The sequence below is a fragment of the Streptomyces sp. NPDC104371 genome (assembly GCF_055583785.1).
The window spans coordinates 115,880-133,601 of the sequence record NZ_JBVJNF010000008.1 but is presented as its reverse complement, the minus strand read 5'-3'; the positions used below and the strand labels follow the sequence as shown (position 1 = coordinate 133,601).

Below are 17,722 nucleotides of genomic sequence, written 5' to 3'. Positions count from 1 at the left end.
GTACAACCTGCGACTGCGCCGTTCCTAGTCTTCGGTCTCCGTCACGCCTGCCGTGGCCAGCAGGTGGCGTGCCACGGCTCGGGCGCCGTCGTCGCCGACGACGATCGAGTAGTGGTTGGTGTCGGGAACGAATCGCGTGCGGACCAGTTCGGGGTCGAGGCCCGCGGAGGCGAGTCGCTGCTCGTCGTACAGACCCTGCGGCTCGTTCATCAGGCCGCGTTCCGCCCACAACAGCACGGCCGGGCTGGGCAGTTGGCGGACGGCGCTCGATACCTCCTCGCCGAGCTGGTCAACACCGTCGGTGCGGACCGCCTCGATCCCGCAGGACGATCGCAACTCGGGCTCCTCCCCCACCAGATCACGCTGGACATAGGCGTCCACCCACGGCGACCAGGATGCGGCGAAGGCCGGGTGCCGCTGCCAGTACGCGCTGTAGGACTGCCGGTCGGGGAACGTCATCGACAGCCGCCGCATGGCCGGGCCGATCACGGCGGTGAGCAGCTCGTCGGGGGTCAGATGGGTCGGGGCGGGGAAGGCCACGCCGCCGTCCACCAGCAGCAGGCCGGAGAGCAGGTCCGGGTGGCGTACCGCGGTCAGGGCCGCGACGAAGGCGCCCATGGAGTGACCGGTCAGTACCACCCTCCCGAGGTCCAACGCGCCCACCACCGCGGCCATGTCGTCGGCGTGTGCCGCGATGCCGTAGGGGCCGGGAAGGTGCCCGCTGCGGCCCCGGCCGCGCAGGTCGGGGGCCACCAACGTGACCCGGCCTGCCAGGTGGTGGGCGACCCGGGCCCAGGTCAGGCCGTTGGCGGTGATGCCGTGCAGCGCCAGCACCACGGGCGCGCCCGGATCGGTGCCGGGCCAGCGCAGTACGGCCAACTCCCCGCCGGGCACCGGCACAAGGAGTTCCTCGTACGCGGGGGAAGTCGTGTCCTGACGCTCCGTGGTGCGGTGGTGGTGCGGAGTGCGGTTCATGACCGGGGGGCCTCCTTGTGATCGGTGGTGGCTCGAGTGCCACGGGCGGCACGGGCAGTGCGTAGCCGCGCGGGCAGCCGCACGACGCCGCCGGGCAGCAGGTAGATCACCGCGACGAACAGCGCTCCGAGCAGGAACAGGGGCTGGGAGAGCGGCACCCGCACCACGGCGGGCAGAGCGGCGACCGCGCCGGAGTCGGCCAGGTCGCCGAGCCGGTGGTCGGCCCAGGTGTAGAGGATGCCGCCGAGCATGGGGCCCCAGCGGGTGCCGGAGCCGCCGAGCACGACCATCACCAGAAGGGACAGAGTGAAGTCGGAGGTGGTGGTCTGCGGGGTGGCGCCGCCGGTCAGCAGGAGGTAGACGATGCCGCCGAGCGCGGCCAGGCCACCGGCCAGGACGAAGGCGGCCAGCTTGAAGCCGTACGGCCGCAACCCGAGTACCTCCACGCGGCGTTCGTTCTCCTTGATGCCCTCCCAGACCCGGCCGGTGGGTGAGCGGATCGCCCACTGGACGGCGCACACCACCACGACGAGGTAGGCCAGGGCGAGCCAGTACAGGTTGGCGGTGTGCTCGATGCCGACCAGTGCGGCGGGCAGCTTGTCCGCGGGGGCGGCCCTGCCCTCCTCGCCGCCGGTGAGGCCACCCGGGTCGCGCTGCACGAGGATCGACCCGGCCTGCGCGAAGGCGAGGGTGACCATGGAGAACCCGATGCCGCTCACGCGCAGGCTGACCGCGCCCAGCAGGGCGGACAGGACGACTCCGCAGAGCAGGCCGAGCAGCGCGGAGACAGCGAACGGCAGGCCCGCCTCCAGCATGATGATGTCGGTGACATACGTGCCCGCGGCGAAGTAGAGCGCGTGGCCGAAGGACAGCAGGCCGGTACGGCCCAGCAGCAGGTCGTAGCCGGTGGCCAGGGCCCCGAAGACCAGGCACAGGGCGAGCAGTTGGAGGTTGCCGGGGCTGCCGATCGGGCCGTCGAGCAGGCCCGGCAGGGGCAGCGCGCTGTAGGGGGCGATGACGAGCACCACCAGCAGCGGGGCGGGCCACCAGCGGGCGGCGCGGCGCAGTTGACCGGCGCGGGCCGCGTGGGGGTGGTCCGCCGTACGGGTCTGGTCGCGCGGTTGGGTGGCGGTGGTCATGCGAGTCTCCCGGTGAGCCCACGCGGCCGGACCAGCAGCAGGGCGGCGAGCAGGACGACGACGGCGAGGTCGCCGAGCCCGGCGGTGGTGTAGTAGTTGGCGAACTGCTGGACGAGGCCCACGGCGACCGAGGCCAGCGCGGCGCCGGTGAGCGAGCCCATGCCGCCCATCACGACGACCACGAAGGCGAAGATGAGCAGCGAGGTGCCCTGTGCGGGGTCGACCGAGCCGAAGTAGAGTCCGCCGATCGCACCGCCGAGGGCCGCCGCCGCCCCGCCGAGGGCGAAGACCAGAGTGAAGGCCTTGCGTACGTCGATGCCGAGCGCGGTGACCATGGCCCGGTCCTCGACGCCCGCGCGGACGACCAGGCCGTGCCGGGTGCGGCCGAGGAACAGGTGGAGTGCGGCGAGTACCACCGCGGCGGTGGCGATCAACACCAGCCGGTTGAGCGGTACTTCGGCCCCCAGGAGCCCGAAGGTGCCGGACAGCGCGTCGGGGCCGGGGAAGGGGCGGGCGTCGGCGCCCCAGATCGCGGACAACAACGCCGGGACGGCGAGACCCACGCCGACGGTGGCGAGGATCTGCTCGCGCGGGCGTGTGTACAGCGGGCGGATGACGGCGAGTTCGAGCAGCACCGCGGCGGCCGTGCCCACCGCCGTGCCGAAGAGCACCGCGAGGGCGAAGCCGAAGCCGCCGGATCCGGCACCGGGCAGATGACCGGAGGCGGCCCACCAGGTGGCGTACGCGCCGATGGACATCAGGGCGCCGTGCGCGAAGTTGAGCACGTCCATCAGCCCGAAGATCAGGGAGAGCCCGGAGGCGACCAGGAAGTACAGGGCGCCCAGACCGAGCCCGGTGAGGGTGAGCAGCACGACGGTGGACATCAGGCGTCGGCCTCCGCGGTCGGGGCGGCGGGGTGCGCCGCGGTACGGGCGGGGGTGCCGACGGTGCCACCGTGGCCTGCCCGGCCGACGCCGAGCAGTCGGCGGGCCTCGTCGGCGTCGGCGAGCAGTTCGGCGGCGGGGCCCCGGTGCGCGGTGCGGCCGTCGGCGAGTACGGCGCAGTGCTGGGCGAGTCGGCGCACCACGGCGAGGTTCTGCTCCACCAGCAGGATGGGCACCGCCTCGGCGGCGCGTTCGAGCACCTGGGCGACCTCGGTGACGACCTTGGGTGCCAGGCCCTTGGTCGGCTCGTCGGCGATGATCAGCCGGTTGCCGTTGAGCAGAGTGCGGGCGATGGCGACCATCTGCTGTTGGCCGCCGGACAGGGTGCCCGCGGCCTGCCGGGCGCGCTGCCTGAGTTCCGGGAAGAGTTCGTACACCAGGTCGTACGCGGGTTCACCGGCGCCGGGCCGCTCGGCCAGCCGGAGGTTCTCGGCCACGGTGAGGGCGGCGAAGACGCCGCGGTCCTCGGGGGCGTAGCCGATGCCGCGGCGGACCAGGGCGTGGGTGGCCAGACGTACCGTCTCCGCGCCGTCCAGCAGCACGCTGCCGGTGCGGGGGACGAGGCCGAGGATGCCGCGCACGGTGGTGGTCTTGCCCGCGCCGTTGCGGCCGAGCAGGGCGGTGGTGCCAAAGGCGGCGACCTCCAGGTCGACACCGTGCAGGATGTGTCGGCCGCCGATGACGACCTTCAGGTCACGCACCGTCAGCAGGGGCGCGGGCATGGCGCTCACAGCTCCTCCCCCAGGTAGGCCTGCTGGACGGTGGTGTCGGCCATGACGGCCTGCGGGGCGTCCAGGGCCAGCAGCGTGCCGTGGTGCATCACGGCGAGCCGGTCGGCCAGGCCCAGGAGTACGTCCATGTGGTGCTCGACCATGAGTACGGTGCGGCCCTCTTCGCGGTGCAGGGAGCGGATGAGTTCGGTCAGTGCGGGGACTTCCTCGGCGCTCACGCCCGCCATCGGCTCGTCGAGCAGCATCAGCCGGGGTTCGCCGACGAGCAGCACCGCGAGTTCGAGCTTGCGCTTCTCTCCGTGCGAGAGGGCGTCGGCGCAGGTGTCGGCGCGGTGGGCGAGGTCGGTGCGGGCCAGGACCCGGGCGACCTGCTCGGGGTAGGTGTCGGCGCGGCGCCAGACCCGGTACGAGCCGCCCCCCGCGGCCTGGGCAGCGAGCCGTACGTGGTCGGCGACGGTCATGCCCGGCCACAGGCTGGAGGTCTGGAAGGTGCGGCCGAGTCCGCGCCGGGCCCGTGCGTGGGCGGCCTCGGCGGTGACGTCGGCGCCGTCGAGTTCGATCGTGCCCCGGGAGACCCGGGTGACCCCGCTGACCAGGTTGAACAGGGATGTCTTGCCCGCGCCGTTGGGGCCGATGAAGGCCAGGAACTCGCCTTCGTGGACATCGAGGGAGACGGAGTCGAGGATGGTCGCGCCGCCGACCGTCCAGCCGATGTCACGCAGCCGGAGGACAGGGGTCGGGGAGGTGCCGGGCTCCTCGACGCCCGGACCCCGCGCGGCGCTCGGTCGCGTCGTGTCCGAGGAGGTCATGGTGTCAGCCCGCCGTCTTCACCGGGGGTGCGACCGCGCCCATCGGGATGCTGTCGATCAGCTCGGGTCCGGCGGCGGCGCCGGTCCCCTTCAGCCGGGCCGTGAACATCGGTTGCAGCAGGGCGTGGTCCTCGGCGCGGATCCGCTCCTTGCCCTTGGGGCCGTCGAAGCTCCAGCCCTCCAGGGCCTTGACCATGGCGGCGGTGTCGGTGGCGCTGCCCGCTTCGACGGCATGCACGATCATCTGTGCGGCGGTGAAGCCGTCGGGGCTGAACAGGTCGGGGGTGCCGCCCGCCTGGTCGATGGCGTCGAGCATCGCCTTCTCCACCGGGTTGTCGCCGGCGGCGCCCGGGAAGTAGTGCGCGAGGAAGGAGATCTTGGCGCCCGCCTTGCCGAAGATCGGGTACGAGGCGGTGCCGGCCAGTCCGGTGACGACCTTGCCGGCGTCCAGGACGCCCTGCTGGTCCAGGGCGGTCCACAGGGCGGGGGCGGTGGCACCGGCCCACGCGACGAACACCAGGTCGGGCCCGGCTGCCTTGGTCTGGCGGGCGAAGGGGGTGAGGTCGGTGGCGCTCGGCGGGGCCAGCACGGAGTCGACCTTCGCGCCCTTCGCGCCCAGGACGGCCTGCACCGCGGCCACGTTGGCCTGCCCGAACGCGGAGTTCTGGGCGAGTACGGTGACCTTCTTGCCCTTGGCGTCGCCGAGGAGTGTGCCCGCGGTGAGGATGTCCTGGTAGGACTGGCGTCCGGAGCGGAAGGTGTAGTCGTTGACGCCGGTGACCGCGTCGGTGGCGGCGGGCCCCGCGACGTACAGCACCTTGTTCTGCGCGGCCAGTGGCGCCATCTGCAGGGCCACACCGGAGTCCGTGGTGCCGACGACGATCTTGTATCCCTTGCCGACGAGGGTCTTGGTCGCGGCGACGGCCTTCGCGGGGTTGCCCGCGTCGTCCTGCTCGGTGACCTCGATCGGGTGGCCACCGGCCTTGTTCGTCCCGTGCGTGGCGTAGGCCAGGCCCGCCTTGAAGCCCTCCTCGTACTGCTTGCCGTACGCGGCGAGCGGCCCGCTGCGGGAGTAGACCAGCCCCACCCGCACCGGAGCGGAGGCCTTGCTGCCGGAGCCGGAGGACGCCGTACCGGCGGTGCCCGCCGCGGAACAGCCCGTGACCAGGGCCCCGACGGCGATCAGGGTGAGTGCGCGGACGGTTCTGCTTCTGACGGTGTCCGTGACGCTGGGACGCATGATGACCGGCTCCTGACACTGTGTCGCCCGCCCGCCACCTGCCGGGCACCGCCTGCTGCTGAGAACGGCGCCCCGTACGCACGGTGACGGAATCGCGGTGATGGATTGCCGGAACGATAGGAGCGCCACACCACGTATGACATGTGGTCAACCACCGTTACTGGAGAACCGGTCATGGCACCGGAACACATGGCCGATGCTTCACACCGACTCGATCGAGTTGGACGAGTACAAGCCGGTGCGCGAGGTGACGGGGCTGGCGGACACTTGGTGGCGATCTGCTCGGGGGAGGCCACGGAGCCGTCTGAGGGCGGCGGAAGCGTCGCGGGCGGGTAACTGCACGGCGGCAGCGGCGACTTACGGTCCGGGGGTCTTGCGGGTCACCCCCGGGCGACCATCGCCTCGATCCCGGCGATCAGCGTCTCCAGTGCGAAGGCGAAGTCGCGTTCGCGCATCTCCTCCACCGTGTCACCACCGCGGGCCTCCATGATGTCCCTGGACCGGTGCATGACCTCTTCGAGCGCGGGGTTCTTCGTCAGTGCGCTCATGGCCTCGCGGAAGTAGTCGTCCTGGCTCACCCCGGCCGCCGCGCAGTGCTCGATGAAGTGGCCCTCGATCGTGCCGAACCCGTACACGAACTGGAAGACCGCGGACATCGCGCCCGTGTGGCTGTGCGGGGGAAGCCCGGTCAGCTCGATCACCCGCTGCGCGGTGTGCGAGAAGGCCATGGCGTGCGGGCCGATGTTGAGGAACGCACCGGTCAGCGGGGACACCCAGGGGTGGCGCACCAGCAGCGCCCGGTACTCCGTCGCGACCGCCCGCAGTTGATCGCGCCAGTCCTCCTCCGCGTCGGCGCCCGGCAGCCGGATCTCGCCGAAGGCCGTGTCCAGCGCCAGCTCCAGCAGGTCGTCCTTGGTGTCCACGTACCAGTAGACCGACATCGCCGTGACGTTCAACTCGGTGGCCAGGCGACGCATGGAGAACTTCGCGAGGCCCTCCGCGTCCAGCAGCCGTACGGTCACCTGGATGATCCGCTCGCGGTCCAGGCCGGACGGCTGACCGCCGCCACGGGAACCACTGCCTCGGGGCGCCTTGTCCGCCAGCCACACGCTGGTCCGCGCCACACGCCCCGCCCCCTGGGCTCCCTTCGCCATGGCGCACCTTCTCTCGACACTTCCAACGCCTGGTCACGATGCTAGTGCCCCGACAGGCAACCTTCCCCCCTCGGGGCACCCGAGCCTCCACAGAAGTGTCCAGTGCCCGGCACTAGTCGGCGACCACCGCCCCCGCCTCCAGCCGCTCCGCCTTGCGCAGCAGCGCCGCCGCCAGCAGTCCCCCGAGCAGCACGGCCACCGCGCCCACGAGTTGGCTGGCCGTCAACCCGGAGGAGAAGGCGTCCATGACCCGGCGCCGCTCCGCCTCCGAGTGCGTTGACTCCAGCGTCTTCGGCAAGGACGTCGCGGCGAACGGAATCAGCGCCGCGAAGCGGGAGTTGAGGATCGCCCCGAGCACCGCCACACCCAGGCCGTTGCCGAACTCCGCGAGCGTGCCGTTGAGGCCCGCGCCCACGCCCGCCTTCGCGGGCGGGATGGCGCTCATGACAGCATAGGCCATGGCCGGGCCCGCGACCGCGGTACCCGCGCCGATGAGCACCAGACCGAGCAGCGTTCCGGCGTAGCCGTGCCGCGCGAGCAGAGCGATCGACACCAGACCGGCGGACATCAGCACCATCCCGAGCGCGATCGAGACCGGCGCGCCGAGCTTGGTCGTCCACTTCGCCGACAGGCCGGTGAAGTTGAGCGCCACGACCGTGAGCGCGAGCGGCGCCGTACGCAGGCCCGCTTCCAGCGCGCCGTATCCGAGGACGAACTGGAGGTGCTGGGTGAGCAGGAAGAGGGCCCCGCCCATGCCGAAGGCGATGAGCACGGCGCCCGCGACCGCGCCCGTGAACCGGCGGTTCCGGAAGAAGTGCAGGTCCAGCATCGGGTACGGGATCCTGCTCTCCCAGTAGGCGAAACCGGCGAGCACGACGAGGGCGAAGGCCGCCGGGAGCAGCACGCGGGACGACGTCCAGCCATGCTGCGGGCCTGAGATGATCGCGAAGACGAGCGAGGCCATGCCGACCGTGGAGAGCAGGGCGCCGAGGAGGTCGGGGCGGTCGCCGTGGGGGTTCTTGGACTCGGGGACGAGGGCCACCACCGCGACCAGGCCGAGTGCCGCCACCGGCAGGTTGACCAGGAAGATCGCGCCCCACCAGAAGTGGTTCAGCATGAAGCCGCCGAGGAGCGGGCCGGCCGCGAAGCCGAGTGCGCTGACCGCGCTCCAGATGCCGATCGCCTTGGGACGGTCCTCGGGCGTGAAGATCTGCATCACCACGGCGAGGGTCGTGGTGAGCAGGAGCGCGCCCCCGACCCCCATGCCCGCCCGAGCGGCGATCAACTGCCCGGCGGACTGGGCGAAACCGGCTGCCAGGGAGCCGAGGCCGAACAGCGCCAGTCCCGCGATCAGCAGCTTCTTGCGGCCATAGCGGTCGGCCGCGCTGCCCGCGCTGAGCAGCAGGCCGGACTGCACCAGGGAGTACGCGTTGATCATCCACTGGATGTCGGAGCTCGCCGCGCCCAACTCCTCGGTGAGCGAGGGGATCGCGACATTCAGCACGGTGTTGTCGAGCAGCACGGTGAGTTGCGCGAGACAGATCACGCCGAGGATCAGCCAGCGCTGAGGATGCCCCTGGGGAGTCCCCCCGGGGGTCGTTCCAGGAGTCGTCGTCAGTTCGCTCATGCTGTACACCGTAGAACAGTTCCCATACGGTGTACAACGCGAAGCGGCAGAGGGGCTCTGTCCCGGCCATACCGGACCATCGCCACACCTGGCACTTTCAGGCCATCCCCGCACATGAGCACCCAGGAGGAATGAACAACTAGCGCAATCGATCGAATACGCTGTGCGACGAACGGCCGTGGTGATCACGGCCCGGACGGCATGGAGTTGCCCATCATGCGACGTTTGACCAGCAGAATCGGCACCCTCGCAGCGACCGCACTTCTCACCCTCGCCGGTACGTCGGCCGCACAGGCCGCGAACGGACACACGCAGACGCCGCACGCCTCCGCGGAGGCCGCGTACTTCAACCTCCACGACAGCAGTGGCTCCGACTTCGTCATCGAGCTGACCGATCCGAACAAGATCAGCGAGGCCCGCGACATCGTCAGCACCGGGGGCGACCAGCTCGTCATAGGCACCATCGAGAAACAGCCTGCCTCCTACAACCCGCCGTGGAGCTTCCATCTCCAGCCGGACACCATCCACTTCGCGGACATGGCCATCGAGGTCTGCGACGCCAACATCCCCTACGTCGAGGAGCACTTGGACGAGGTGGGCGGGGCGCTCCTGCCCGGCCAGGTCTGGTGTCCCTGGTCGGGGCGCCTGACGCACGAGGTCACCCCGTAGCGCCGACCGTCTCGCTCGTCCCGCCCCTGACTCCGGTCGCCCTCTGTGTGTGGGCGGCCGGAGCCGGGCATCGAGGCACAGATCGGCCCGGCCGGAGGGTCTCAGCCGATGGCGGTGGCGGCCTTGGCGACCAACTCGCTGATCTGATCGACCGCGCGGGAAGGACCGGGGAAGAACCGGTTCTTGGTCAGCGCGAAGGAGATGCCGGTCGCGGTGTCGGCGTACGCCGTGCTGCCTCCCATGCCGGGCATGCCGAACACGCTCAGCGTGTCCCGCGGGTCGGCTCCGGGGCGGCCGAGGTTGTAGCCCAGCGCGCGTGGGATCGAGAAGCCGACCATGGGGTCGACATCAGCCGTGGCCAGGGCCGTGACCTCACGCAGCCGCTCGTCCGGGACCAGCCGTACGCCATCCACCTCACCCAGCAGCGCGGCGTACATCCTGGCCACCGCGCGGGCGGTCATCGTGCCACCCGAGGGAATGTCCGACGTGAGCACCACGGGGTTGTTGCCGTACGCGGCGCTGGGGGTCACGGCGGGTGGTGTGGCCTTGAGCATCGGCATGTCGGCGGGCATCGCTGCCCTCATCTCGGCGGATCCGGGCGCCTCCTCGAGCCGGGCGAGTCGGCCGAGTTCGGACTCCGGGACACCGAAGAACAGCTCGTCGGTGACGCCCAGCGGGGCCGCCACCTCCTGTCCGAGTACGTCCGAGATCGGCTTGCCGGTGACCCGGCGGATGATCTCACCCATCACGAAGCCCCAAGTCAGCGCGTGGTAGCCGGACTTGGTCCCGGGCTCCCACCAGGGCTCGGAGTCGGCGATCAGGGCGCACATCCTGTCCCAGTCGGCCAGGTCCCGCACCGTGAGGTCGGACGGCACCGCCGGAACGCCGATGGAGTGGGTCAGCGCATGGCGGACGGTCGCCTTGTCCTTGCCGTGGGCGCCGAACTCCGGCCAGAGCACCGCGATCTGGGTGTCATAGTCCAGGGCGCCGCGGTCCGCCAGGACGTGCGCCACCGTCGCCGTCACACCCTTGCCGGTGGAGGCGCTGTAGAACGGGGTGTCCGAGGTGACAGGACGGCCACTGTCCGGATCAGCGACGCCCGCCACGGCGTCCACCACCAACTCGCCGTGTCGGTACACCGCGACCTGGATGCCCAATTCGGCACCTGACGCGACCAGTTGGTCAATGGCCTGTTGCACGAGCTTCTGCATGATGTTCATGCCCTCCCTCTCGGTCTCCGACTGCGGCACGTGGGGGCGCCGTTCACCCGAGAGTCGGTGCGGGCGGTCAGATCTCGACATCTCCGTGGCGCTGTTCGGCACGGTCCACCCGTGTCGCTGGCTGCTTATGCTTCAGCCGGATCGGCCACCCGTGCCCTACGCACACCTACGACCGGTGACCGCTCTTCGCGTCAACTCCCTTGTCAGCGACCGTTCGTAGCGTGATCAGCGCCACGGCCGCACCCGTGACAGCGAAGCCGAGGCCGGTGACCATGGTCACCGCCTGCGCATGAGTGAAGGCGCTCCGGGCCATGTCGGCGATGACGGCTTCTTCCGCGCGCCCGGACGCGTACCGAAGGGTCGCCGCCAGCGAACTGCTCGCGCGCTCAGGGACATTGCCGGGCAGCAGCCCCCGGTACACGGTCGCCAGCAGGCTGCCCAGCATGGCCACACCCAGGGCGATCCCCATCTGCTGGTGGGTGTCATTGAGTGCGGAACCCATCCCCGCCCGGTGGGGCGGCACCGCGCCGAGTACGGTACTGGTCCCCGCCGGACCGGCGAAGCCCGTACCACCGCCGCACAGCAGGAGTCCCAGCGCCACGACGGTGTAGTCGCTGTCGGGCGTGAGTCCGCTCAGAACGGCGAAGCCGCAGGCCGTCACCGCGAACCCGGCGACGATCGAGGCGCGGTGACCGATCCGCTCCGGCGCCCGCCCCCCGAACGCGGACCCGACGACCACGCCCACCGCCAGCGGGGCCACGGCGAGCCCCGACTGCGACGCGCTGAGTCCACGGACCAGTTGGAGGTACTGACTCAGGACAAAGAGTGTGCTTCCGGTGGCCACGGACAGCAGCGCGATGGCGAAACTCGCCCCGGCGAACCGCCGGTCGCGGTACAGCCCGAGGTCGACCATCGGCTCCTGGGCCCGGCCCTGGCGCACCCCGAAGGCGAGCAGAGCGAGAGCGGCGAGCGCGGCGGATCCGAGAGCGGACGGCGCGGTGAAGCCCCGCTCCGGTACGGAGATCACCGCCCACACCAAGGCCACCATGCCCACCGTGATCAGCACCGTGCCCAGCGGATCCAGTGGACGGCGTACGGGGTCCTTGGACTCCGGCACCAGCTTGAGCGTCCCGGCCAACGCCACCACGACCATGGGCAGGTTGATCAGGAAGACACCTGCCCAGTTCCACTGGTCGACCAGCACCCCACCGAGCAACGGCCCCAGGCCCATGGCCACCGAGGCCACCGCCGCCCACGCCGCGAACGCCCGCGGTCGCTCGGCGGAAGGGAAGACCTGAACGATCACCGCGAGCGTGGCGGGCATCACCAGCGCCGCCCCGGCCCCCATGGCCGCACGCATGCCGATCAGCCACCACACCGACTGTGCCAGGATCGCGCCCACCGAGGTCAGAGCGAAGACGATCAGCCCAATGACCATCGTGCGCCGCCGCCCGTAACGGTCGGAGAGCACACCGGCGGGGACCAACAGGCCACCGAACACCACCACATACGCGTCCAGGACGGCCTGCAGCTCGCCGGTCGACGCGTTGAAGGCCTGGCCGATCGAGGGCATGGCCACGTTGAGGACCGTGTTGTCGATGACGATCACCAGCAGCGCCGCGCACACGGCCACGAGGATGAGCCACCGCCGGGGATGCCCCTGCCCCTGTGCCGCGGCTTCGGGCACCTCGGGCTCCTCGACAGTCGATCGATCCATGACTCGTCCCACCCTTCTCCAACGCTGGTGGAGTAATCCAACACTGTATGGTTGCTCGACCACCATACGGGGGGAAGTAGGCTCCTGGCCATGAGTGGCAAGCCGAAGGCCGCGGCGGCGCACGGAGCGCCCGGGGATGTGTGGTTCCGCGAGGCGAAGACGAAGGGGCGGTCGAAGCCGCACCTGACACGCGAGAAGATCATCACCGCCGCGGTGGAACTCCTGGACGCCCAGGGCGTGCAGCACCTCAGCATGCGCAACCTCGCCGAGCGTTTGCAGGCCCACGCGACCAGCCTCTACTGGCATGTGGCGACGAAGGACGACGTCCTGGATCTCGCCCTGGACGCGGTCTTCGCCGAGATCCGGCTGCCCGCCGGGCACCACGCGTCCTGGCGCGAGGACGTCGTCACCTTCATGACCGAACTGCGCCGTGTTCTCCTGCGCCACCCCTGGGCCGCGCCCCTCGCGAACAGTCGCCCCCTGGTCGGGCCGCACGCCCTGTCCCGGTCGGAGTTCGTCTACGCCGCGCTGATCACCGCGAGGTTCACCGGCCCGGACCTCTCCGCCGCAGCCGCCGCCATCACCACGTACGTCACGGGTACCGCCTCGTCAGAAGCGGTCTGGCGACAACACGACGAAGCCGACGTACGCTCCGCCGTCCATGACCACCTCCAGACCCACCAGACCCGATACCCCACCCTGGCCGACCACTTCCCCCTCTCCGGCGGTGACTGGACCGCCCATTTCACCCGAGGAATGAACTTCCTCCTGGACGGCCTCTCCGCCAATTCCCCAGGCTGACTTCGGGGCCGTCTCACCGCGCCTGCTGAGCCGCGCCGCGTGGTCAGAGGCGATGCACTGGTGCTGTGCTGTCGATCCAGTGCCAATTCGTCGGCTGCCACAGCCTCTTGAGGATCGTGCGTTCCTTGGCACAGGAGGCAGCAGATGGCCCGCCGGAGTCGTACTGATCCACGCGGCGAACGGGTCGCGCACGCCGTCGTCCTGCCCACTGTCCGGTATGCCGTGGTGCGCGGTCACCGCCGCAAGGTCCGCGGTGATCAGATGGGTGTGGTCTTCCGATCCGGTCGCCGCCAGTGTCTCGTCGGGCAGGACGCACCGTCCCTTGGCCCAGCACAGGTCCTCACCCAGCCCTGTCGTAGAGCCGCCGCACACCGTGTCCTGGTCCACGTCCTCGCTCTGCCCCGAGACCGCGGTGGCGAGCAGGGTGCCGTCCGGGGCGTACCTGGTCACCAACGAGTTGCCGAAGCGTGATGCTCGACAAGCGCGGACGAAAGCGGCACCGGCATCGCGTGAGTCATGACGCCATTCTCACCGACCCCACTGACAACGCCGGTTCCGCACTCACCCTCACAACGAGCGACATCAACGGACCCGTTCGGGGGACATATCGCCTACCTCGCCGGTTTCAGGGCATCGCTGGCACTGACCGTTCCCACACCCGACAGAGAGAGATCCCCGTGTCCGCTCGCTCCATCACCGCGGCCCTCGGCGCCGCCTCCAGTGCCTTGGTCCTGCTGCTGGCCGCACCCGGCTCGGCCTCGGCGGCAACCGGCCAGTTCCGCTACTCCTACACCACCGACGAGGGATACGAAGCCGTCGGCTTCCTCAACAACCCCGCCGGCGGCACATGCGTCAACCTGCACGGCCCCGGCTCCGAGCCGGGATCGCCCGGCCGGGCTCCCAAGAACCGTACGGACGCCACCGCCACCGTCTTCCTCCGTGCCGACTGCGAAGGCGACATCTACTACACGCTGCGTCCCGGCGCCGGAGCAGGTGATCGCCTCCTCGTGCGGTCCGTCGTCTTCTCCTGACCTTCCGACCGCGACACGGGCGGGCTTCCGGCCCGCCCGTGGCTCATGCCAGATCAACGATCAGGCGTCATCCGCGAGTTGGCTCTGCGCCAGGCCCGACAGTGCCGCCAGCACATGTGAACGCGCCGTCGTGTCCAGCGACTTGAGCGAGTCGTCGATGAGGTGACGGTAGAAGGACTTCTCCGCGGCGTAGGCACGCTTGCCGGTGGAGGTCAGTGCCAGGACGACGGTGCGGCGGTCGGTGGGATGGCGGCGGCGCTCCAGGTAGCCGTCACGCTCCAGCCGGTCCGCGAGGCTGGTCAGCGTCGACGGGGTGAGCCGCAGGCTGCGGCGGATCGCGAGGATCGGGGTCTCGCCGTTCAGGCCGAGCAACTGGATGACCATCCGGGCCCGCAGATCCAGGGACGACGTCGGCCGGGCGCGATGCTCCGCCTCGATCACATGGACCAGGCGCATCAACGCCTCGATCTCGCGGTCGGTCGTACCCGAATCTTGCGTGGCCATGGAGTGATCCTACTTAGACACGACCGAGGATCCGGTCGATCGCGGGACTGCCGAACAGGCCGCCCGGATCGAGTCGCGTACGCAGCGCGGTGAACTCGTCCCAGCGCGGGTAGAGTTCGCGCAGTTCGGCCGCCTCCAGCGTGTGCCACTTGCCCCAGTGCGGACGGCCGCCCACGGCGACGCACGCCCGCTGCGCCTCCTCCCACGCGCCGTCGATGTCGATACCGGGCGACTGTACGGCGGCGCCGACCCAGGTCGAGGTCCTGCCGTACGCCGGGTGCAGCCAGGCGGACTCCGCCGGGGCGATCCGGGTCTCGCACGGGAACGCGGCGGGAACCTTCGCGTCCTCCATGGCGGTCATCAAGCGCCGTACGCAGTCGGGTCCTTCGGCCTGCTCCACGGCGAACTCGAACGCGTCGTGCCGTACGAACAGCGGGCGCAGGAAGACCTTGTCGTAGACGTCGACGGTGGTCTCGGGCCGGATCCCGCGGGCGAACGCCCGGCTCAGCGCGGGCACGAGGCGCGGCGCCCTGCGCGCCACCGCCCCCATCGCGTCGAGGCCGTAGTTCACCTTCACCACATCGCGGAACCACTCCCCCAGCGCCGACGGCTTGTCGACCGGGTCGCCGGTACGCTCGGCGGTCCACATCAGCACCTGGTCGATGTACGGCATGAAGTAGAGGCCGATGTGGTCGATCGCGGGCGGGTCCGCGAGCAGGGCGAAGGCCTCGTCGCGGGTGACGATCGCGTCCGACCTCCGCAGGTTGTACATCGGCACCGCCTGAAGCGTGACCGAGACGATGATCCCCAGGGCACCGAGGGAGACCCGGGCCGCGTCGAAGAGATCGCCCTCCTCGGCGCCGTACCGCACGATGCCGCCGTTCGCGAGCATCAGCTCCAACTCGACCACCTGCGACGCGAATGCGGGTGCGTTCAGCCCGGTGCCGTGGGTTCCGGTGGAGAGCGCGCCCGCGATCGACTGGTGGTCGATGTCGCCCATGTTGGCGAAGGCGAGCCCGAGTTGGCCCAGCACGGTACGGATCCTGCGCAGCGTGGCCCCGCCCTCGACCTTCAATCGGGCGGACGCCACGTCGACTTCGAGCACCTTGTCGAGATGGCACAGCGAGACCTGCGTCTCCGGCGCGACGGCCACGTCGTTGTAGGAGTGGCCGCTGCCGACGACCCGCACCCGCGACCCCTCGGCCGCCGCCTCCTTGAGCACCCGGCGCAGCCCGTCGAGATCGGTCGGCGCGACGACACGTTGCGGGCGCACGCTGTGGCGTTTCGAGAAGTTCGTCCAGGTGCCGTCTGCGGAGACCTCGGCACCTGCGGCACGACGGAAGCCCATCCGAATATTCCTTATCTCGTAAGGTCTCTTGTACGTAACTTCCGAGATGCATATGATCCGCGTCACAGCAGACGGCGTCAAGACGCCGACAGGGAGGTTTCGATGGGCGTCACGATCGTCAATCCGACCAGCTACGAGGCGGCTCCCCGGTCGGTCCCACGCGTCACGGTCCCCGGCCTCGACGGGCTGACCGTGGGCTTCCTCAGCAACAGCAAGACGAACGCCGACAAGGTGCTCGAGGGCGTGGCCACGGCCCTGGTCGGGCGGTTCGGCATCACGCCCCGGCTGTACGCGAAGCGGGTGCCCTCGATCGCCGCGACCGACGAACTCCTCGACCGGATCGCGGCCGAGTGCGACGCCGCCGTCGTGGCGATGCTCGACTGCGGCTCGTGCGCGTCGTGGGCGGTGGCGGACATGGCCGCGCTCGCCGCCCGTGCGCTGCCGGTGTGCGGCATGGCGTCCACCCAGTTCGAGGGGTTCTCCCGCCAAGTCCTCGCCATCCAGGGCGCGGACGCGCTCGGCCTCTCCGTCATCGCGCACCCGATCGGCGGGATCCCCCCGCAGGAGGCCTTCGAGCGTGTCACCCCCGCCGCGGTCGACGTCGTCGTCTCCGCGCTGACCACCGAGACCCACAAGGAGAGCGCGGCGTGAGCGTCAACGGGTCGACCGACCTCATCGACATCGCGGACGTCCACGACGAGGACTCCGCCGCCGAGCAACTGCACAGGTGGGGCTGGACAGACGGGCTGCCCGTCGTCGTACCGACCCCGCGACGAGTGGAGCGCTTCCTCGCCGCCGCGACCCGCGACCCCGGCGCGTCCCTCGGCCCGATCGCGCCGCGCGGCGCGGAGTTGACCCTGCGGGGGCTGGCCGCCAACGCGGTGATGGCCGGCTGTCTGCCTGAGTACATGCCGGTCCTCGAAGCCGCGGTCGTCGCGCTGCGGCAGCCCGACTTCAACCTCTACGGCATGCAGATGACGACCCATCCGTGCGCGTTGATGGTCGTCGTACAGGGCCCGCTCGCGGGCGAGTTGGGCATCGCGAGCGGTGCCGGCTGCATGGGCGCCGGGTTCCGCGCCAACGGCACCATCGGCCGTGCCGTACGCCTCGTCGCGATGAACATCGGCGGCGCCCGCCCCGGTGAGGGCGAAGTCGCCGGTGACATCGACCGGGCCACCCAGGGATCGCCCGCCAAGTGGTCGTTCTGCTTCGCCGAGAACCAGGGCGACAGCCCATGGCCGTCGTACGCCTCGGAGTTGACGTGGCCCGACGGCTGGAAACCCACGGACAACGTGGTGACGGTGGCGGCCGTCGAGGGGCCGCACAACATCAACGACCACCAGTCGTCGACCGGCGAGAACCTGCTGATGACGATCGCGGCGACCATGTCGACACCGGGCGCCAACACGGCGTACCGCGGCGGCGATCAGTTCCTGGCGCTCGGCCCCGAACACGCACGGGTACTCGCCGACTCGGGACTGTCGCGGCGCGACGTCCAGGAGTACCTCTTCGAGAACGCCCGCGTCGACGCGACCCGCGTCGGCACGGAGAAGCTCGACGAGGCGAGCCTGTGGGGCGGTTACCGGCTCAGGCTCGACGAGTGGGGGCACCGGGTGCCGATCGCGCGGGCGCCGGAGGACATCCGGATCGTCGTCGCCGGGGGCACCGGCAAGCACTCCGCCTGGATGCCGACCTTCGGCGCGACATGGAGCCAGACGGTACGGCTGCCGCGTACGGCGGGCGACGAGTTCGCGGTCGCGCCCCTGAACGAGACGGCGAGTTGGGCGAACGACCTGGAGTCGGAGTGAGCGCG

At 70.6% G+C, this 17,722-nt stretch carries 17 protein-coding genes; 5 read left to right on the top strand and 12 right to left on the bottom strand.

Annotation, left to right across the window (positions count from 1 at the left end; translation table 11 throughout):
* Window positions 1-24: 24 nt before the first annotated feature.
* The 8 genes from ACZ60T_RS24450 to ACZ60T_RS24415 form a co-directional block, all read right to left on the bottom strand.
* Complete coding sequence (locus ACZ60T_RS24450; RefSeq protein ID WP_469667818.1) at window positions 25-975, bottom strand: alpha/beta hydrolase; 951 nt, start codon at window positions 973-975, stop codon at window positions 25-27.
* Window positions 972-2,114 carry a branched-chain amino acid ABC transporter permease gene (locus tag ACZ60T_RS24445; RefSeq protein ID WP_469667816.1) on the bottom strand — a complete coding sequence of 381 codons (1,143 nt, stop codon included), beginning with the start codon at window positions 2,112-2,114 and terminating at the stop codon, window positions 972-974. The genes ACZ60T_RS24450 and ACZ60T_RS24445 overlap by 4 nt, the downstream gene beginning before the upstream one ends.
* Window positions 2,111-2,998: a branched-chain amino acid ABC transporter permease gene (locus ACZ60T_RS24440; RefSeq protein WP_365625499.1), complete on the bottom strand. Its 888-nt coding sequence runs from the start codon at window positions 2,996-2,998 to the stop codon at window positions 2,111-2,113. The genes ACZ60T_RS24445 and ACZ60T_RS24440 overlap by 4 nt, the downstream gene beginning before the upstream one ends.
* Window positions 2,998-3,780, bottom strand: a complete 783-nt coding sequence (locus ACZ60T_RS24435) for an ABC transporter ATP-binding protein (protein ID WP_469667815.1) — start codon at window positions 3,778-3,780, stop codon at window positions 2,998-3,000. Before ACZ60T_RS24435 ends, ACZ60T_RS24440 begins: the two co-directional genes overlap by 1 nt.
* Window positions 3,781-3,785: 5 nt before the next feature.
* Window positions 3,786-4,598 carry an ABC transporter ATP-binding protein gene (locus tag ACZ60T_RS24430; RefSeq protein ID WP_469667813.1) on the bottom strand — a complete coding sequence of 271 codons (813 nt, stop codon included), beginning with the start codon at window positions 4,596-4,598 and terminating at the stop codon, window positions 3,786-3,788.
* A gap of 4 nt (window positions 4,599-4,602) precedes the next feature.
* Complete coding sequence (locus tag ACZ60T_RS24425) at window positions 4,603-5,838, bottom strand: substrate-binding domain-containing protein (RefSeq protein ID WP_469667812.1); 1,236 nt, start codon at window positions 5,836-5,838, stop codon at window positions 4,603-4,605.
* A 380-nt stretch (window positions 5,839-6,218) separates the two neighbouring features.
* Complete coding sequence (locus ACZ60T_RS24420) at window positions 6,219-6,992, bottom strand: TetR/AcrR family transcriptional regulator (RefSeq protein WP_469667811.1); 774 nt, start codon at window positions 6,990-6,992, stop codon at window positions 6,219-6,221.
* Between the two features lie 112 nt (window positions 6,993-7,104).
* Window positions 7,105-8,619 (bottom strand): MFS transporter, encoded by a 1,515-nt coding sequence (locus tag ACZ60T_RS24415; RefSeq protein ID WP_365625484.1) that lies wholly within the window; start codon window positions 8,617-8,619, stop codon window positions 7,105-7,107.
* Between the two features lie 216 nt (window positions 8,620-8,835).
* On the opposite strand from ACZ60T_RS24415, the gene ACZ60T_RS24410 reads away from it, so the two are divergent.
* Window positions 8,836-9,288: a BP74-related protein gene (locus ACZ60T_RS24410; RefSeq protein ID WP_365625481.1), complete on the top strand. Its 453-nt coding sequence runs from the start codon at window positions 8,836-8,838 to the stop codon at window positions 9,286-9,288.
* Window positions 9,289-9,389: 101 nt separating this feature from the next.
* Here the strand turns inward: ACZ60T_RS24410 and ACZ60T_RS24405 are convergent, their stop codons facing one another.
* Window positions 9,390-10,508 carry a serine hydrolase domain-containing protein gene (locus ACZ60T_RS24405; RefSeq protein WP_469667810.1) on the bottom strand — a complete coding sequence of 373 codons (1,119 nt, stop codon included), beginning with the start codon at window positions 10,506-10,508 and terminating at the stop codon, window positions 9,390-9,392.
* Between the two features lie 166 nt (window positions 10,509-10,674).
* Window positions 10,675-12,225 carry an MFS transporter gene (locus tag ACZ60T_RS24400; RefSeq protein ID WP_469667809.1) on the bottom strand — a complete coding sequence of 517 codons (1,551 nt, stop codon included), beginning with the start codon at window positions 12,223-12,225 and terminating at the stop codon, window positions 10,675-10,677.
* A 90-nt stretch (window positions 12,226-12,315) separates the two neighbouring features.
* On the opposite strand from ACZ60T_RS24400, the gene ACZ60T_RS24395 reads away from it, so the two are divergent.
* Both ACZ60T_RS24395 and ACZ60T_RS24390 read left to right on the top strand, forming a co-directional pair.
* Window positions 12,316-13,026 carry a TetR/AcrR family transcriptional regulator gene (locus tag ACZ60T_RS24395; protein ID WP_469667808.1) on the top strand — a complete coding sequence of 237 codons (711 nt, stop codon included), beginning with the start codon at window positions 12,316-12,318 and terminating at the stop codon, window positions 13,024-13,026.
* Window positions 13,027-13,703: 677 nt separating this feature from the next.
* Window positions 13,704-14,057: a hypothetical protein gene (locus tag ACZ60T_RS24390; protein WP_469667807.1), complete on the top strand. Its 354-nt coding sequence runs from the start codon at window positions 13,704-13,706 to the stop codon at window positions 14,055-14,057.
* A gap of 60 nt (window positions 14,058-14,117) precedes the next feature.
* Here the strand turns inward: ACZ60T_RS24390 and ACZ60T_RS24385 are convergent, their stop codons facing one another.
* Window positions 14,118-14,561, bottom strand: coding sequence for a MarR family winged helix-turn-helix transcriptional regulator (locus ACZ60T_RS24385; protein WP_469667806.1), 444 nt, complete (start codon window positions 14,559-14,561; stop codon window positions 14,118-14,120).
* A gap of 13 nt (window positions 14,562-14,574) precedes the next feature.
* Window positions 14,575-15,909 (bottom strand): D-arabinono-1,4-lactone oxidase, encoded by a 1,335-nt coding sequence (locus ACZ60T_RS24380; protein WP_469667805.1) that lies wholly within the window; start codon window positions 15,907-15,909, stop codon window positions 14,575-14,577.
* A gap of 102 nt (window positions 15,910-16,011) precedes the next feature.
* Between ACZ60T_RS24380 and ACZ60T_RS24375 the strand changes: the two genes are divergently transcribed.
* Both ACZ60T_RS24375 and ACZ60T_RS24370 read left to right on the top strand, forming a co-directional pair.
* Window positions 16,012-16,560 (top strand): UGSC family (seleno)protein, encoded by a 549-nt coding sequence (locus tag ACZ60T_RS24375; protein WP_469667804.1) that lies wholly within the window; start codon window positions 16,012-16,014, stop codon window positions 16,558-16,560.
* Entirely contained in the window at window positions 16,557-17,717 is a 1,161-nt protein-coding gene (locus tag ACZ60T_RS24370; RefSeq protein WP_469667803.1) for a hypothetical protein, read from the top strand. Before ACZ60T_RS24375 ends, ACZ60T_RS24370 begins: the two co-directional genes overlap by 4 nt.
* Window positions 17,718-17,722: the final 5 nt, after the last annotated feature.

Excerpts from the sequence above, each read along its gene's own strand:
- ACZ60T_RS24385 (WP_469667806.1), bottom strand. The coding sequence starts at position 14,561 with ATGGCCACGCAAGATTCGGGTACGACCGACCGCGAGATCGAGGCGTTG.
- ACZ60T_RS24405 (WP_469667810.1), bottom strand. The coding sequence starts at position 10,508 with ATGAACATCATGCAGAAGCTCGTGCAACAGGCCATTGACCAACTGGTC.
- ACZ60T_RS24440 (WP_365625499.1), bottom strand. The coding sequence starts at position 2,998 with ATGTCCACCGTCGTGCTGCTCACCCTCACCGGGCTCGGTCTGGGCGCC.
- ACZ60T_RS24375 (WP_469667804.1), top strand. The coding sequence starts at position 16,012 with ATGGGCGTCACGATCGTCAATCCGACCAGCTACGAGGCGGCTCCCCGG.
- ACZ60T_RS24380 (WP_469667805.1), bottom strand. The coding sequence starts at position 15,909 with ATGGGCTTCCGTCGTGCCGCAGGTGCCGAGGTCTCCGCAGACGGCACC.
- ACZ60T_RS24415 (WP_365625484.1), bottom strand. The coding sequence starts at position 8,619 with ATGAGCGAACTGACGACGACTCCTGGAACGACCCCCGGGGGGACTCCC.
- ACZ60T_RS24410 (WP_365625481.1), top strand. The coding sequence starts at position 8,836 with ATGCGACGTTTGACCAGCAGAATCGGCACCCTCGCAGCGACCGCACTT.
- ACZ60T_RS24400 (WP_469667809.1), bottom strand. The coding sequence starts at position 12,225 with ATGGATCGATCGACTGTCGAGGAGCCCGAGGTGCCCGAAGCCGCGGCA.
- ACZ60T_RS24395 (WP_469667808.1), top strand. The coding sequence starts at position 12,316 with ATGAGTGGCAAGCCGAAGGCCGCGGCGGCGCACGGAGCGCCCGGGGAT.
- ACZ60T_RS24435 (WP_469667815.1), bottom strand. The coding sequence starts at position 3,780 with ATGCCCGCGCCCCTGCTGACGGTGCGTGACCTGAAGGTCGTCATCGGC.
- ACZ60T_RS24430 (WP_469667813.1), bottom strand. The coding sequence starts at position 4,598 with ATGACCTCCTCGGACACGACGCGACCGAGCGCCGCGCGGGGTCCGGGC.
- ACZ60T_RS24420 (WP_469667811.1), bottom strand. The coding sequence starts at position 6,992 with ATGGCGAAGGGAGCCCAGGGGGCGGGGCGTGTGGCGCGGACCAGCGTG.
- ACZ60T_RS24450 (WP_469667818.1), bottom strand. The coding sequence starts at position 975 with ATGAACCGCACTCCGCACCACCACCGCACCACGGAGCGTCAGGACACG.
- ACZ60T_RS24425 (WP_469667812.1), bottom strand. The coding sequence starts at position 5,838 with ATGCGTCCCAGCGTCACGGACACCGTCAGAAGCAGAACCGTCCGCGCA.
- ACZ60T_RS24445 (WP_469667816.1), bottom strand. The coding sequence starts at position 2,114 with ATGACCACCGCCACCCAACCGCGCGACCAGACCCGTACGGCGGACCAC.